Annotated in this window: 14 protein-coding genes; 1 reads left to right on the top strand and 13 read right to left on the bottom strand. The window is 42.0% G+C overall.

The annotated features are described in order from the left end of the window. Positions 1-111 precede the first annotated feature (111 nt). The 4 genes from QM738_RS01590 to QM738_RS01575 form a co-directional block, all read right to left on the bottom strand. Positions 112-597 carry a hypothetical protein gene (locus QM738_RS01590; RefSeq protein WP_462274926.1) on the bottom strand — a complete coding sequence of 162 codons (486 nt, stop codon included), beginning with the start codon at positions 595-597 and terminating at the stop codon, positions 112-114. Between the two features lie 227 nt (positions 598-824). Beyond that, the gene (locus tag QM738_RS01585) at positions 825-1,040 is read right to left on the bottom strand and encodes a hypothetical protein (RefSeq protein ID WP_462274925.1); all 216 of its coding nucleotides are present in this window, start codon (positions 1,038-1,040) and stop codon (positions 825-827) included. Positions 1,041-1,211: 171 nt separating this feature from the next. Continuing rightward, on the bottom strand, positions 1,212-2,195 hold the full coding sequence (locus QM738_RS01580) for a WD40/YVTN/BNR-like repeat-containing protein (RefSeq protein ID WP_462274924.1): 984 nt from the start codon (positions 2,193-2,195) through the stop codon (positions 1,212-1,214). Positions 2,196-2,302: 107 nt separating this feature from the next. Continuing rightward, positions 2,303-2,866 carry a hypothetical protein gene (locus QM738_RS01575; RefSeq protein ID WP_462274923.1) on the bottom strand — a complete coding sequence of 188 codons (564 nt, stop codon included), beginning with the start codon at positions 2,864-2,866 and terminating at the stop codon, positions 2,303-2,305. A gap of 90 nt (positions 2,867-2,956) precedes the next feature. Between QM738_RS01575 and QM738_RS01570 the strand changes: the two genes are divergently transcribed. After that, positions 2,957-3,292: a winged helix-turn-helix transcriptional regulator gene (locus tag QM738_RS01570; protein ID WP_462274922.1), complete on the top strand. Its 336-nt coding sequence runs from the start codon at positions 2,957-2,959 to the stop codon at positions 3,290-3,292. 12 nt (positions 3,293-3,304) lie between these two features. On the opposite strand, the gene QM738_RS01565 is transcribed toward QM738_RS01570, so the two are convergent. The 9 genes from QM738_RS01565 to QM738_RS01525 form a co-directional block, all read right to left on the bottom strand. After that, on the bottom strand, positions 3,305-4,960 hold the full coding sequence (locus tag QM738_RS01565) for a lipocalin-like domain-containing protein (protein WP_462274921.1): 1,656 nt from the start codon (positions 4,958-4,960) through the stop codon (positions 3,305-3,307). A 9-nt stretch (positions 4,961-4,969) separates the two neighbouring features. Then, positions 4,970-5,755, bottom strand: coding sequence for a hypothetical protein (locus QM738_RS01560; RefSeq protein ID WP_462274920.1), 786 nt, complete (start codon positions 5,753-5,755; stop codon positions 4,970-4,972). 77 nt (positions 5,756-5,832) lie between these two features. Further along, on the bottom strand, positions 5,833-7,047 hold the full coding sequence (locus QM738_RS01555; RefSeq protein ID WP_462274919.1) for a hypothetical protein: 1,215 nt from the start codon (positions 7,045-7,047) through the stop codon (positions 5,833-5,835). 53 nt (positions 7,048-7,100) lie between these two features. Then, complete coding sequence (locus QM738_RS01550) at positions 7,101-8,036, bottom strand: hypothetical protein (RefSeq protein WP_462274918.1); 936 nt, start codon at positions 8,034-8,036, stop codon at positions 7,101-7,103. Positions 8,037-8,165: 129 nt separating this feature from the next. Next, the gene (locus QM738_RS01545) at positions 8,166-9,347 is read right to left on the bottom strand and encodes a hypothetical protein (protein ID WP_462274917.1); all 1,182 of its coding nucleotides are present in this window, start codon (positions 9,345-9,347) and stop codon (positions 8,166-8,168) included. 175 nt (positions 9,348-9,522) lie between these two features. After that, entirely contained in the window at positions 9,523-10,056 is a 534-nt protein-coding gene (locus tag QM738_RS01540) for a hypothetical protein (protein ID WP_462274916.1), read from the bottom strand. A 25-nt stretch (positions 10,057-10,081) separates the two neighbouring features. Continuing rightward, positions 10,082-12,178, bottom strand: coding sequence for a tetratricopeptide repeat protein (locus QM738_RS01535; protein ID WP_462274915.1), 2,097 nt, complete (start codon positions 12,176-12,178; stop codon positions 10,082-10,084). A 31-nt stretch (positions 12,179-12,209) separates the two neighbouring features. Then, on the bottom strand, positions 12,210-13,289 hold the full coding sequence (locus QM738_RS01530) for a hypothetical protein (RefSeq protein ID WP_462274914.1): 1,080 nt from the start codon (positions 13,287-13,289) through the stop codon (positions 12,210-12,212). 68 nt (positions 13,290-13,357) lie between these two features. Next, entirely contained in the window at positions 13,358-17,221 is a 3,864-nt protein-coding gene (locus QM738_RS01525; protein ID WP_462274913.1) for a tetratricopeptide repeat protein, read from the bottom strand. Positions 17,222-17,272: the final 51 nt, after the last annotated feature.

Raw genomic sequence — 17,272 nt, 5'->3', positions numbered from 1 at the left:
TTACCTTCCCCGCATGTATCGGCAGCGAGCAACTGCAGTCCCAGTTTTTTATACAATGATTCAAAAAAATATGACGGGTTTTTCATGATAGTTATTTAATGGTTATACCGATCAGCGCATGATCTCGATGAGTAATACCCAGGCATCCAGCACAGCTTTAATGAATGATATGATAAAGGCCAGCCCGATGCAGTATAAGCCCTGTTCTCCACAACATATTATCCATATACCGCCCACAAAATAAGGAATTACGGCTGCCTGGTTGAACAATATGTTGTAGGCCATGATGCGTTTATATTGTTGCACGGTGCGTTTATATACCGCAATATCCGCACGGGTAATGATGAGCCATACCAAAAGGCCCAGGAAAAGAAAAACATAACCTGTAAAACTGATCTTCTCCCTCGGCATAAGCGATATAATGGAGAAGGCCAGGATAGATACTAAAAGTATCAGCGCTTCTGCTGCCCTTGCCGGCAATGCCTGGTGACCCAATATTTGTTTAAGATTGATGGATATGCCTACAAACAGCAATCCGGTTAAAGCGGCTGCAGCACCTGCCGATGCCACGAAGAAGTTGCTCCATTCGGCGAACATGTGTACTGGTTTTAGTGGCTGTAAAAATACAAACTGCGCCTGCAATTTACAAGCATTGAAAAAACAGCCTGTAGCTTACTACAAAATTCCAATAAAAACAAACTCCGGGGACAACCTCCCGGAGTTTTTATATAGCAGAGAGCGGCTACCGTAAACGGGTACACGCATTTTTAATAACGCATGAACCCTGTTGCCTCAGGCAGCACTGCATTTACTATTGATATAATTCAGGAAACGGTGAGTTCCGTTCCTTCCCAAACCAGCTGTTCATAAAAGGCGCTGATATGCCACTTCATCACCCCGTTGGGCAGCATATCCCTGGAGGTAAAGGTCTGCACCCGGAACTGTACATTATCTGCCAGGTGCTCCTCCCCTTCAATGATCACCCGCCAGAAGAGATTTCCTTTGTTTTCGGTATTGAACCGCATCATCAGTTTTTTCATCTGCTACATTTAATATGCAGGGGTACAGATGCGGTTGCGGGAAATTTGGTTGGGAGAAGAATGCGAAAATCTATCCTTCTATTATGAGCGGCTATGATCCATTACAGATGGTTTACCAATTGCCGGAAGCACTGGAAACATACCGCAAACCTTTTGCGTAACAGTAGAAAATTAATTGAGTTTTATAATATTGCCATTACTGGTGCAAGCCCAGCCGTGCGTTGCATCTGTAAAATGTATCTCCGAAAAATTAGCTGTTGCCAGCGAAACTACGGCCTGCCATGTAGTACCGCCATCAGATGTTTTAAACAATTTTCTGCCAAAGCTTAGATAACCATTGTTAGCATCAATAAAATGCAGGTCGGCAAAACCAGAAAGGTTACTGCCGTAGTTTGCTATCTGCGAAAAATTAGCACCGCCATCAACTGATTTGAAAATCTGTCCGGTACTAAAGCTTGCATAGACCACGGATGCGGAAGCCGCATAAATGCTTGCAGGAGTAGAGGCCGGAACACCTGAAAGATTTGCTTTTACCCATGTATTGGTATTTCCATTGGCTTTAAAAATATTGCTGCCATCTGCAATCCATGCTGCCGTGTTGCTTATAAAGCTGCCGGTCCGGTAGATAGAAGTTGTGAAGTTTAGTCCTGTAACAGGAGATACTGGTGTCCACGTAACACCGCCATCTGCAGTTTGCAATAACCCACCTGAATACGGGGCATAACCATTATTATTATCAATGAACAGTACATCAAAAATACCGGTATAAGCCAGTTTGATGAAAGTAAAATTGGCCCCGCCGTCTGCCGACCTGTAAATAGTATCTGTGCCACCGGCAACAAAAATCTTTCCATCGTTTGTTACAGCAAGATTAGAATAATAGCTGAACTTTGCATTTAATTTTGTCCAGCTATTCCCACCATCGGTGGTTTTATAAAGGCTTTTACCAAGTGCATATCCAACTGAATTATTCTGAAAAAAAACATCCGCTAAAACTTCATTCGTCACCGATACTTTGGACCAGCCTGCTGAAAGTGTATCAGGAGCTTCAGTTACCGGGCCTGTATTTACGTCATTACTTTTACTGCACGAACTGGTAAAGATGGAGAGGATAAATAAAACTGCGGCAAAACCGGTTAAGGCGGATCTTTTCATAAAGTTATTTTTATTGTAAGGTAAAATGGATACTTAAAGATAAGCAATTCCTTCTATTATATATAAAAGTAATTTATTTAGATCATCCTTCCCGCAAACTTTTACTATTAAATCCTCACCATCGGTATCTGCAGATTGGTGGGCCTGTTCTCTTCTGTATCAAAACCACGGCCATCTATATTCCTGGCGCCCCAAAAAAGCATGCCCTGGTGCAGGTACATAAGATCGTATTCTTTGAATAGGTCACCTTCTTTCAATCCGAATGGAGCAAACGCTTTTTTTAAAATACTTTGTGTTGCCCCCGGTTTCCATTCGTTGAAGCCGCTGGTAAATTTATTGAGTACATCCGCAAAGCCCTGCGCCAGTGGTGTAACGGTGTATTCGGTGTTTGCAATAAAGTCTACTTTTTGTGCGCCTGCTGCAATGGGATGTTCTCCTTTCCATTCCACCTGTCCTTTGATGAACATTTTTGCGAGCGGTATTTTTCCAAACGGGTCGGCAAAATTGGTTACTTCCAGTTCAAAACTGTCATCGGCTGAATAAGAAAATTTACGGGCCAGGTAAAATGGTTTTAGTGTGCCGTCTGCATTCTTTGTACTGCTGGGCCTTATTTCCGGTGTAATACTTTGCCAATGGCCTGTGGCCTGTTGTTTGATATTTTCTATGGTCATATTTGATAGATTTGAAACGCTAAGTTAGTAGCTTTGTCTGCAGGCTGCTAGTAGTATCATTTTTTATCTATAGTACAATTTTATAGACCAATGGCGACAAAAAGAAAAACAAAAGATTTCAATCCTTATAATTGCGGTGTTACGCATTTTTTAAACAAGGTGGGTGGTAAATGGAAAGTGCTGGTGATCCATGGTATCAATATGGGATACAACCGTTTCAGCACTTTGCAAAAAGCTATTCCGCAGATCAGCAAACAAATGCTGATCAACCAGCTGCGGGAACTGGAGGAAGATAAGATCATTGAAAGAAAAGTATTTGCAGAAATTCCACCACGGGTGGAATATAGTGTTTCGAAGTATGGTAAAACGATTTTGCCTTTAATTAAGCGTATCCAGCAATGGGGACTGGCGGATATGAAAAAATAACTATTGCTGCATTTATAGTTTAACGCCTGCCGGCAACTGCATTGCTTTTTCTGCCGGTGTATCAAAATAATAAGCGGTATTGCCGTTGCCTTCCCTTTCTGTATGACCGCCGGTGTATTCTACTATTAAAGCATTGGCTTTATTGCCTTGCTGGTATGCTGTTCTGAAAGTATAAGTAACCGGTTCCAGTTTTCTTTTTTCTGTTTTGATTTTTTTACCCCAGTGTTCTTTAATATTCCTGATCTGCACATCGCTCATGCCGGAAAGTTTAACGGGTCCACCCACTACACTCCATTCTTCATTGGTACCAGTTGCCGGTGTAATGGTGAGCTGGTTGCCGGTAATGGAATAGGTGCCTGTTTCGTATTGCAGTATATTAGGATCGATATAAGCAGAAGCACCAACGTATGCAAACTTATAAGTGCCATCTGCATTAAAGCGGTATTGCCATTTAAAAAAACCGCCGGTGCTATAACCATTCATTGTACCGGTGGTGAATTTTTCTGCCGTACTGCCTTCCCATATTTTTCCTGCGAGCGTTGCATTACCGGTATTGCCTGTTGTTGCATTGGCTGGAGTTGCTGGTGCAGCAGCAGCCAGTTTTTTATTTTCAAAACCGGTTGTTACACCCGGTGGATTATCGATCAATGATTTGTCGAATGCTCTTGGGCTATATTCCCATTTATTGTTTTGTTCTGCTTTTCCTGTTGCATCCCGCTGGGTAGCTTTATTGGTTGATAGTACAAGTACCGTTTCTTTTGAACCTGAATAATAATGAAAGTCAAAATTGTATGTTACCGTTTCCAGTTTATAATCGGATGCTTTTTTGCGGCTGCCCCATTCGTTGGTTTTACCACTGGCTGCTTTGCCCCACCATTCTCCACGTCCCTGCCTGGGTGTAAGGGTAAGCTGGTTGCCATTTACTTTCCAGGTACCCGTTTCATACACGAACAATATATCTGCCATAAAAACACCCCAGTCCTTTACACGAAACAGGTAAGTGCCATCCGCATAAAAAAAATATTCCCTCCTGAAATACCCACCTGTAACTACCGGGAAGCCGTTGGAATACCCATTGGATTCAACATTGTAACGCACCCATAAACCTACAATGGATGAATTGGTGTTGTTGGTTGCAGGTATAGTAGCATTTGTTTTTTCGGTAACCTTTGGAAGCTCCAGCGAATTGATGAATGCCAGTAATTCATTTTGGTATTGCTGTGTATTGGTCACCATCACCACACTTACTGATTGCCCACCACTGGTAGCAGTTATTAGTGTTGCCGTACCTTTATTGGCACCGTCAATGTAACCGGCGCTGCCGGAAACAATATCCCATCCATTTTCTTTTTCCGGTGCCTGCATAGCAGGCTCCCCGTTCACCTGCACAGTACTTTTAACGAGCCTTGTCCAGTCGTTATTGAAATTTTCACTGGGCGATGCAGTTGAGGCCACTGCTTTGGTAATGATCGCTATGGCATATCCTCCGGTCTTTTTATCACTGGCAGACAACTGGATGCCACCTTCATTTTGCTGTTGCTGCCAGCCTTTGGGCATTGTATACGAAACAACATCAAATGTTTGTTTTTGCGCATAACCGGTAACGTTATTAAAAACCATAGCTGTTACGAACAACCATTTTACCAGTGAAAAAGATCTCAACTGCATATTTTTTATTTAGTTAACATCGTCTGCAAACCAGTTCAACAATTTTGCAGGCAAAGCATTAAGGTATTCATCTGTTTTCAACAGCATTTTCGACATCTGGTCACTGTACCCCATGCAGGTTTTGCCATCAGTTACCCAGAAAGGATTGCAACCCGCTATAAAACCGAGTGTACCGCTCGATACCGGGAAATTAATCGTTTTGGAGCCATAACCGGAAGGAGCAGGATTTCCGTTCACATCTTTAAATTCCAGTGTTATGGAGATACCATTTATTTTCCAGGCATCTGTACAAAAATTTTTATTACAGTAGGCTACCACTACAGAAAGCCCATTCTGTTTAAAGTATTGCAATGAGTTTTGCGCAGTGTTCAATGTAGTTGCCCTGTCGAGCCTGAGGTCTATTGACTGGTTTGCTTTTAATTCAGCAGCGTAGTCAGCTAATTTATAGGCCACAGCCCCACCCGCTTTTCTTGGGCGTATATAGAAAAAAGCGGTGGAAGTATTCGCTTCTTTATTATCGCTGCCGGTGGTGACTTTTATAACTGCCCCTGCCAGAAAATAATCCGCATCAGTTAATGTAGGTTGCGCAGGTGGTGTGGTTGCAGGTCCGCTTTGTGGCTTTGTTTGTGTGGCAGTGCCATTACCGGAATTTACTGTTGGTGTAACAACCGTTTTTACAGGTACTGTTGTAGTGATAACAGCTTTTTTAATGATCCTGGATGTATCCCCCTTTATTTGAGCATTGAGCGCCAATGACAGGACCAGGAAGAAAGCCACTAATAATTGCTTTTGCATGTTTTTTAATTTTATATCCTCAAAACTACATTGGCCGCTTAAACGAAAGCATCCTGCAAAAAGAGGATTTTTCAGGATCATTGAACCAATTTTTTCACTGCTTCAAAATCAAAATTTTCAGTAAAGTTGTTTAATAGCCTGAGTGATGATGGTACTGTTATATACCGGAATGCTATGGTGATGATCTGTGGTTTTGCAGGGTTTTGTGTAATGGTTTTAAAATATTCCGGGTTGTATTTATAAAGCGGTACGCTTTTATTTTCACTACCGTAAAAAGTCCAGAAACGGTTGTAGTTTGTCTTTTCAGTTAACCCGGCTTTATAATTTTTTGAACCATCTTCAATACGGTTTATTACTGCCTGTGCATTCAGCCAGTCTTCTTTTTGCTCACTCAATACTTTTTTTACAACGGCTATTTTACCTTCTACATCAGCTTGCCAATTGCTGTATTGTTTTACGCCATTGTCATGTTCATCCGTAAGTTTCGTCACCAGTTTCGGGAAATACAGTTTTTCCCTTTCATAATATTCCAGCAGGCTTTGCAAATATTCTTTGCGGGTTACAGGTATTAAAACAGGTATAGCTTTATTTTTGATAAACCAATAACGGTAAACATAATTACTGCGGTTGTTGGGACGGATATCTTTTTCGGCCACATCCTGGAAATAATTTTTCCCGGAATTGATCGCATCAACCAGTGATGCACTATTGCAGGACAGGTACGTGAACAGGCTGATCAGTTGCGCATTAGGTTCGGATAGTTTATGATTCTTCCAGTCCATATACTGAAAGCCCAGGTCATAAGTACCTCCCATGCTGCTGCCAAAAGGATTGGTTAAATAGGGCTCGAGTGTATTTAGTTGAACATTGTTCGCATACATCCGCAATACTGTACTGTACTCGCTGTTCCTTACCGATTTTCCTTTGACACAAAAATATTCGTACAGGGCTGATTGAAAGGTATACTGCCCTAATTTCACTGCTCCTGCACAATTATACCCTTCGGTGGAGTAATAATTTTCCCAATTACCGCCGGTAAGTGTAAAACCATTGCGGCTTTGTTGTTCAATTTTTTCTAACTGTGTAAGTATTTGTTTGGCTGTTGCTTTATCAGCCGCACCGGTCATTTTATTATAATACTCCGCTCTTACGGCAGGCCATGGATATTGCGCTGCGGTGAGGTATTTACCGGGTGTTGCATCCAGGTCGGTGTTGGTTTTGCAATCCTGTGCAATAACCTCTTGCACCAGTAAAAGAGCAATCAAGGATTTAAAAAGAATTATTTTTTTCACTGATTGATTTAATATTATACTTATTTTCCAAAAGTACTTATGCAATACGGATCTTATTTAAGCAAATAAGTAAGACTGCCCTTATTATTTGCGCTGTTGCTTTCTGTAAAGCTGCCATTATTACTGATGACAACATTGAATTTATAGAGTACCATTTTAGGCAATGAAGGATAGTAACCCCCCGCTACCCTGGCATCGTAGTACAATGTTGTTACAGCTCCCGGTGCAAATGGAATATCTCCCGTATTTAAAGTGTTTCCACCAGTAGGCTGGCCACAGCAGCCTGTACCCAAAAAAGTTGCGGGATTATTATCAGTATCTTCAACACTGCTTTGAATGGATAAAGATGCAGTTTGCGGGATCGCTGTTGCGCCGATGTTCTTCAACGTATAATTGATCCTAACAAATGCAGTATCAGTCGGGCTTTTATCTATGCTGGTAATAGTAACCAATATATCTGCAGGCGCCGGTGGTGGTGGTGGAATAGTAAATGTTGACTGCATTGTATTATTGGTATAATTCGATTCGGTGAACTGCTGGCCAACCCATGTTTCGGTTGGCATACCTGCATTTGCTTTCATTCCATTTACACAAAGTTGAAATGCATAATTTTGTCCTACTACAATACCGGTAGTGCTGAATGTATTTTTACTGCTGAAAGATTCACCGGGATTTAGTAACTGGTTTATTTCTGTCCCCAGCGAGGTGGCGCTGCCACCACCTGAAGCCCCTCCGTTTATATAAGTTTGCAAAGACAATAAGCCTTTTTTTACAGCTGAGGTGCCTGTATTTTTTAAAGTATAATTTACATAGTAAGTATTGGCCGTATTGGGCGTAAAGCTGATGTTGGTAATAATAATATCCGGGAGTGGATTTGCGGGAGGAATGGGATTTAATTTAATCGTTTGAGTGGGTACATTTCTTATCACCGAAGTTGGAGCTACATTGACGGTTGTTTTAACCGGCAATGTTCCTGTTTGTGCTTGCATTGTTATTCCACTGGTAATGAAGAGAAGTATGAAGCTTATTTTTTTCATAATAATATTTTTAAGAATTATTACTGTAAAACTAAGCGCCTGGCTCCAGCCGTGGTATCATTAAAAAAGAGGATTTTATAGTTATTCCAACATTTTGCGCAACGCCTCCACATCAAAGTGCTGCTCCCAGTTACTAAACAATTTTGAAGAGTAGGCATAATCTTTCGTGATCTCGTAACGGAACTGTACTTCTATCAGCAAAGGTTTTGTAGTCTGCCCGTTGTTGGATACAAAATAGGCAGGATTTAAAACATACAGGGCGCATTTATATTCTCCTTCAGCATCATAAAACCTGCCCAAAGCATCCAATATCTTATCAGCATCTTTCAGCAATTTATCCTGGTCTATCACTGCCGGCTTTTGTAGCCACTCGGGTTTTTGTTTAGCTAACAGTTCGTTTACTTTTGCTTTTTTGGCTTCATAAAATTTAGGATAGGCCAGTTTATCAGCTTCCAAAGCAGCCAGTGTTCTTTTTGCAGATTCAGAAGTATTATTGCCAATATTTTTTATTTTTTGAGCATTGTCATATTCAAAATTGGCTTTCTCTATTTCAAAATATTCCAGCATATCCTGCAGGTATTGCTTGCGGCTAACGGGTACCAGCAATGGCACACCGGGCTTAGTGATAAAATAGCGGCGATCTATCCATTGATAAGAATCAGGGCCGTGTTTATCATACCTGGCGCCCATTTCCCAATGTTCCACATATCCGTTACCGTTATTGAGTTTTAAAAAATCACCATGAAAATCTTTATAGTTATCAGAGCGGGCCACCCGCAGCGTTGCTTCTGAAATATATTGTGATACATGACTGGGATTATTCGTTTTTTCTTTTTCAAAATTGGGTCCTGCTTTCGCATCTACAGGAATGTCGTAAACCGGGTTGCCATATTTCATAGAAAACTCACCCGTACCTACGGCATGCACGCCCCCCGGCATTATATATGGATTGAAGTCAACCCTGAAAACCGTCCTGTATTCATCTACTATTTTGGTGGCCCGTTGAGGTATATTGCAAGCGAAAGCATATACGCTTAAACCATACCCGTAGCTGGCATACACGTTTTTACCGTAATTGTTGCTGCCACTCCTGGCAAAACTCACCCTGGCGGCACATCCCGTCAGTTTATAATCCTTACGGCTGGCTTCTTCCATTTTTTCTATGGCGATGAGGTTTTTCATCATGGCAGCCTTTTCGGCAGCAGTGCCTTTTAATGCAAATCCATATTTTGTATTATTATGATCGGTATAAATGCCGGGCATCGCATCAACTTCAGCACGTGAACCACAGGGCGTTAAAGGGTCAGTTATTTTTTTTGTTCCCTGAGAAAAACATACGATTGCGGGCAACAGAAAAAATAGTAAGATGATATTGCGTTTCACAGTATTTAATATTTGATGAAAGATTTTTTTTGTTTTGCTTATTTCTTTAAAATTACTATGGGTTTATTTCCAATTTCATCCAGGATTGTGCGCTATTACCCGCTGCATATCCTTTCAATACCTGCAAATTATAGGAACCGTTACATTTTTTGCTGTTGCTGTCATACACAAGATTACCGGTCAGGATCGCACTGGTATCTTTTTTAAGAACAATGATCACATTATTGCCATTTACTGTATACGTTCCGTTTACTAATTGGTTGTCGCCTGAAGAAAAGATCGAGCTGCCACAACTTACCGTTCCGTTGCCATTAAACGTAAGATTCGGGGCTGATAGTTCACCCTTCCACAGAGCGTTCTCCATCCAGCGGGTTGCTTTCCATTTATAAAGAACCAAATTCTCTTTTACCGTAGTAGGCAATGCCTGTTTGATGGAGGCAGCTATAGGTATCTTTTGGTTATTGCCGCTATTGGAATCCAACTTTACAATTTGTGTTTGTTTTACAACAGGGGTGGTTATGGGCTTCACCTGTGCATTTACCAGCCCTAAAAAACAAAAGCCAATAACTAAGAGAACTATTTTTTTCATAAGTATAGTTTTACTTTTTTGAAGATCATTTAAAAATACCGGTACCATTTAATGAAGTGGCACCGCTATTAAGGCTCATTCTTCCTTCCACGCCTGCACTTCCGGGGCCTACGGCTGCTTCTGCACCGGCAACTACCACCACATCGGTCACACCGCTCCTGTCAATTTCAATATCAGCCCCCACGCCTGCGCTTACACTGGCCTGCAATGGTCCTAATTTACCACCGGCGCTTACTTTAGGTCCAATGCTTATGGTACAGTTTTTAAAAGAATCACCAAAGCCGGCATGATCCATATCCTGGTTTAAGGTACCGCTGATCACACCTGCATTAATAGTGGTGGTCATACCGCTGCAGGTAAGCGTCATCGTAAAGCCCAGCTTAGCGCTGCCAAATTCGCTGTTGATCGTACAGTTAGGATCTTTAAACTGTGTAAGGCGGCCGCTTTTACCTTCTGCATCATCCACACATTCGTATTTTGTAATGTTGGCAAAGTTGAAACCGTTTTGCGTTAAGCTCAGGTCCTTCAGCCATTGTGCCTGCAAACCGGCATTGATGGCAGGTAATAATTTAGGATACGTAGTATAAAGCGATGAGTAAGCCATTTCATTTATCCATTGCTTTTCTGCAGCGAGGTAATCATTATACAGTCCTTCTAATTTTGTATTGTAGGGTTTTAAAAATGCGTCGGATGCTTTTACAGATTCATTGCAGATCATGCCCAGTGTGGTGTGTCCACCCTCTCCCACATCGGCCATTTTTTTATTAATGGCAACAATGGCATCATCATATTTTTTCTTTAAAGCGCCGCCTTCACCATTTATATAATCCCTGATGCTTTGCGCAGCAGCCAGCTTTTTCCGCTGCAGGTTTTGCAATACAATGTTCTCTCTTGCATTCATTTTCTCTGAATACATAGGCACTCCTACTGTTTTCATTGCTTCACTTTGGCTTACCGAACCAGGATTTGCCATGGTTTTATTCATGGCATCCATAAATTGCTTTTGTTGTTCCTCCATTTGTTTCAGCATTTGTTTACTGGATTCCTCGGTGGCTTTCTGTAATGGTTTTAAACGTTGATCAATATCTGCACGAAATTGTTTCCATACCGGGTCTAATGCTTTGCATTCTGCAACCGATTTTGGAAAGGCGGGCATTGCAAAACCACCCAGGTTGAGCAGGTCATCGCTTTTATTAGCAGGTGGAAAATTGTTGTAATCGTCGGCGCCGGGTGCGTACCCGAGTTTTTTCAGCAGGTCTATCCTTGTACTGCTATATCCTTGTTTGAGAGCGGTTTTAGCTGCGGCAGTTGCGGCTGTTTTATTGCCTTTGCCTTCAGCGATCATACACATGGTTTGATTGGCCTGAGGATGTGATGCAGCCAATGCAAGCGTGGTATCTAAATATTTCTGGGCCTTGTCTGCATCGCCCAGTGCGAACCATGCCTGGCCCAGGTTATTAAGTATGGTACTGTTCTTTTTAAAACGGCCATTCAGGTTATTGAGAATGGGTATCGCCATTTCAGGTGCGCCCATCATGGTTAACATAGCCGCATAATTATTCAGGTTATCGGTGTTGTTAGGATCGTCTTTACATACCTGTGCCATCAAGCTCAATGATATCTGCGTACGCCCGGCCATCCATAAAGCCGCTGCAGCATTACCCATTTCATCAGCAGTCGCTCCCTTATTTTTCAGGTCTTTATAAATATCATTGGCTTTATTTTTTGCAGCAGGCAGTACAGCAGCAAATGCTGCATTACCCGTGGTGCCAATAAATCCACTCATATTCGCATTGGAAGGTGTGGCGGCAATACCAGCAATGCCTTTGGCATTTTTTGCAGGGATAAGACCATTGGCAACACCGCTGCCCGGGGCAGCAGACTGATTGCTGTTTACCTGGTTAATAGCATTATTCATTTTTTGCCCCATGCCCATAGCATTCATCATGCTGTCATAATTTTTCCTGGCCGCGGGGCTCATTTTCGACAATTGTTCATCTAATTTTTTCTGAGCCTCTGCCATTTTTTTTCTATCGGCTTCCATTTGTTCTTTGGAAGGTTTTTGAGCAAATGCTGCTATAGCAAAAAAAAGGATGACCAGCGTGTATACTATTTTTTTCATTGACTGTGTGGTGATATTTCAGTAATAATAATTATTTATTTTCAAAACCCGTTTTGAAACCTGGTGGATTATCAACCAACGACTCCAGTTTCCGTAAATTATAATGAAAAACGTATGGATCATTGGCCGCATTAAACCGGCCACTATCTCTCTCGGTAGGTTTGCCTGCAACAAGATTGAGGCTGTAGCTATCGGATGCTGAAAAATATTTTATTTCAAAACTGTAGGTTGTTTTTTCCAGTTTGTGATCAGATGCCTTCAGCATTTTACCCCATCCTTTAGTGGTTGCAGCTTTTTCCCAAAAACCACTTTTGCCGTTTTTGGGTGTAATGGTCAGTTGATCACCCTTCACTTCATAGGTCCCGGATTCGTATATAAATGTGATGTCTTTGGTTTTTGTAAGCCATTGTTTGTTGCGGAAAATATAAGTGCCATCGGCATTAAAAAGATATTCTTTTCGCAGGTACCCGGCAGTGTATTGTGGCTGACCATTGATATAATTTCCGTTGGTCTCCAGCATATAGTCTATCCATAAACCAACAATGGAAACACTCCCTTTATCAGTAGTAGTTGTTGTATTGGATTGAGTAGAAGTATTGCTTTCTGTTGCAGCAATTACGGGAGTTGCAGCAGCATCGCCGGCATTGATATCCAGCGACCCGATGAGTTTTTGATACTCTTTCAGGTAAGGCATCGCCGTGGAATTGCACAACAACGCAATACAGATTTTCTGGTTGGTGTATACCGTAAGAATCGTTGCCACATTGGCGCCATTGTATTGCCACACAGCACTACCGCTCATTACGCTAAAGCCTTCGGCAGTTTTAGGTTCGGTTTTTTCAGGAGCGGAAATTGTTTTACCGGTTGCCACCAGTTCATTCCAGTCCTTATCAAAATCAGCCTGTATATCGCCTTCGCTGTTGCGGTGCTGGTAGATCGCTATCTGCGCCCAGCTGCCGCCATCAATTTTTGCATAAGAAATATTACCATCAGCCTGTTTTTCCGTCCAGTCTTTTGGCGTGGTGTAAGTAACAATATCATAGGTTTGTTTCTGACTGAAAGCAGTTGCAGCAAGCATCATGTTCATTGCAAGGAAGATCAGTTTTTTCATGCACAAAATTTGTATTGTAAAAGTAGCCGGATGCAATGACCAGGGCAATCATTAAAAAAGATGATTTATCACTTTGGCAAGCCCAGTGCATTGGATAACACACCACCTGCCGTAACCCCACCGTTCGCCGAAATATTGGTGGAAGCAATATTTACTTCACCGCTTGCAGGGCCTGCATTAGCTCCTGCATTCACACCTGCTTTCACTCCCCAGTCTGATACCTCGGGGCCACCCTGCGATGCACTTATCGTGATATATTCCTTTGCCGATGCACCGGCAGATACAGAAGCTCCCTTAATACCAACATTCGCTTCGGCACCTATACCTACACCAATGGTGATATCTTTAAAAGTGCCGTCCTCATTATAATTCATCGTCAGTTCACCCAGCAATCCTTCGCCGCCCTCCACACTAAAAGAAGTGCAGGTAGATCGCACGCTTACCGCTCCCCCATTTAATTCCTGGTTCAGTATGGCCGGGCAGTATTTATCATCCCATTGTTTGGGTTTACCCTTGGTATTGTCATTCTTGATTTGCTGCGATGGATAGATACAAGGCTCAACTGCAGTATACAAGGAAAGAATTTTACTCACATCACTAATATACTTGGCCTGTGCATCCAGCAGGTAGCGGATACTGGTATCATTTAACTGCACAGGCATCCAGTTGGCATAATCCCTGAAATAAGTGCGGCTTACCAGTTCGCTTTTTTGTGCAAACTGGTTGGTGAGTTTGGCCACATCTGCAAGGTATTGGGCACTTTCTTTATTGTATTCTTCGCAACGTGCTTTTTTTAAACGTTCTATCTCTTCTTCTTCATCCCCTTTGCCTTCACCGCCTTCCAGTTTATTTAAGCGCTCACTATATTTTTTACTGATAGCGCTTATTTTTTTATTGTACGCAGTTGTCAGTGCCGTTTTATCCTGTGTAAAAAGCTGCTCCAGGTCGCCTTTCATTTTCATATACCAGGCCGCAGTTTGATTTATAATACCAGCTGCTTTTATCATCAGCATAGCTGTTCCTCTGTGCTGGTTGATATTGTCCATCACCTGTTTCATATCCTGTGCAGGAATTTTTTTCAAGGTTGCCCTGATATCGTCTGCTGTTTGTAACAAGGCGCTTTTTTCTTTTTCTAAAAACCGGTTGAAAGATTGAGCCTGTGCCAGGTCTTCTGTCATAGCAGGCAATTCCAAACGCCGCAACATGGGGAACTCATTGAAATTGGTATTGATAAAATCATTTTGTTTCTGATGTTTATCTTCAATTTTGTTCAGCAGTTCGGATGATTCCGGGTCATAATGACTTTTTAAAGATCTTTTTAAACAACCGATGGCTTTATCTGCTTCAGCTTTGTTATTGCTTTGCGATGCTTTGTTTAAATGAACAAAAGCAGCTACTTTATTGGCATTGGTATTCAGGCTGTCCTTATCTATACTTTTACCGGCATACAGCAACGCATTATCCATATCTCCTAAATTGTAATAGGCAACAGCTAAATTGGCCAGCACATCTGGTGATCCATTCACTCTTGAATTGACATACTGCAATACCGCAATGGCTTTTTCTGCATACCCGTATGTATTGAGCAATGCTGCCAGGTTGTTCGCCGTATTCATATCATTGTAGTCAGACTGCAGTGCTTTGCAGAATAAATACAAAGCCGCAGTAGGCTTGCCTTTTATCCATACAGTAACAGCTTCGTTTGTTATAGCATTGGAACTGGTTATTTTTTTTGTTTTCAGGTAAGCATCGATCTTGCCCGCATTATCTGCATTGAGTTTTGCAGCAACCGTTCCTTTCAGGTCATCAATGATTTTTTTAAATGCTGTACTGCTCATGGCGGCATTGGGCAATGCATCCAGCAGTGCAGAGCGGGCGGGTGTTTTGAATGTGGGCAAACTCGCCACTGCTTTATTGCTTCCTTCGGGTTGCGCCGGAATAGCTGCAGTGCTTTTAAATCCTGCAGGATAACTCAGCGGCGGCATGTTATCTATTCTTTGCAACGGCTTGAATGAATAATCTGATGTTTCAAAAGTAGCGGCATCGGAAATGGAAGCAGGTGTTTTCTCTTTTACTACTCCTGCAAATGCCGATTCTTTTGGAGTATTATTTTGAACAGCAGTATTACTTTTTATAAAAATATTCCCCAACAGCATATTGGGATTGCTGCAATACCAACCCACTCTTTTATACGGCAGCTCAACGGGCATAGCATTGTCGTTCCTGATAACTTCTTTACCATTTACCGAAACAGCAACCGCAGTACCGCTTACGGATACGCTTACGTGCGCTATGTCTTTTTCTTTAAATGCAGGAAGTTTTATATTCTCAAACATTTCTTTATACTGCCCTTTCCTGAATTTACATTCTATTGTGCCTTCCCCACTCATGGCAATGGCAAAGTCCATTCCTTTATCAATGGCACTGGCCATATTCATAGGTTGCGGATATTTGTCTTTAGGATCATAAGCATCGAGCCTGCAATAGTGCGACACCCTTTTGTTCGTAATGCCGGCACCAAAATATACATCATAACTTACCGTATAATTTGCTGTAAGCGGGATATCAAGGTCAGGATAAAAAGTGAATTTTTCGGGGATCATCACCCATTTGCCATTTTGCCCGTTCACCGTGATTAAAGAAGCATTGGCGAAACCATATCCTGCAGTATGCCATTTTTTGGCCGATATTTCACCGGCAGGATAACCTTCAAAATCCTCGTATAAAATGGTGTAAGGATCTTTATTTTTTGCAGATGCTGTTGCGGAAACTGCAACAGGTACAACAGCAACATTCCCCGCTACTTTCGCAGGCATCTTTGCAGGTGCATAGGCCATCGATTTTCTTGCGGCAGGTTGTGCCAGCCATTTGGCCACATAATCAAAGTTGAAATTGTTCAGCAATGAATACACCATGTGCGCTACGCCTGTACCAAACTTTGTATCGAATTTTGCAGGATTGCCCTGCAGGGTTACGCTGCTTGGTGTTAAGTTAAGGTACATCCACAACGGATCATCTGTTTTTGTCTGGTCAATGGTTTGCTGGGTAGTAATGACAAGAATATTGTATTCAGGGAATGTCTTATTAATGGGTTTCCCGTTTAAAATAGCTTCCGGGTTCAGCAGGTAATGGCCATTATCATCATTGATAGCGGTGCTGTAATTATAGTTCGCATTTAATTTCACTACTTCATTGTAATAAGGCTGTAATCTTTCCAAAGCTTTTTTTACCGGCTCGGCAGAGTAAGGATTTTTTTGCATGATGCCCGGGTATGCGGCCATCTGCTGCTGTATATAAGCCACAGCATCTTTTACCAATACAGGTTTAAAAGGCCAGTCGCCGTTTTTTGGAACCACTACACCGATCCTGAAAACCTGTTGCCCATTATCGTGGTAATGATCAAAATAAGTGCGGTAGTTATACAGACCGGATTGTATCTTTTTATCTATTCCTTCTTTAGATAGTTGTGCATCATCATCACCGCTTGTAAAGGGAGCCTGCTCTGCAAAAAAATACAATCCGCCGGGGTTAAATCCTTTGATACACACACCCGGAAAATCATTGAACCCGGCCTGCAATCTTTGCCCCTGTTCGCAGCAGCGCAGATCAATTTTTCCATGTGCAAACGATGCCGCATACCCTAAAAAATTCACCCCGTAACTCTGCAGCGGGCCATTACCATCCACGTACCAGCGTTCGTCATTTTTTGCAATGGTACGCATCACGATACCACGGGGCAGGTAGGATTGCTGTATCCAGTTGATGAGCATATCCGAAGCCTGTTGCTGCCCTACTGTGTAAGTAGCATTATTGGCATACTGGCTTTTGATGGGTTTATAAGCGGCTTTTGCATTGATTGGATTAACAATATATTGCCAGCCAATAACAGAATCCCTGTTCAACTCCTGGTCGCTCTGTGCTTTGCATGGCATTAAATGTAATAGAAGTGAAAGAAGAATAAGGAGATGTATCTTTTTCATTGT

It is taken from the genome of Ferruginibacter sp. (genome assembly GCF_049840995.1).
Lineage (GTDB): Bacteria > Bacteroidota > Bacteroidia > Chitinophagales > Chitinophagaceae > Ferruginibacter.
Note: the sequence above shows the minus strand (reverse complement) of the source record. Positions and strands in the feature narration are given on the sequence as shown.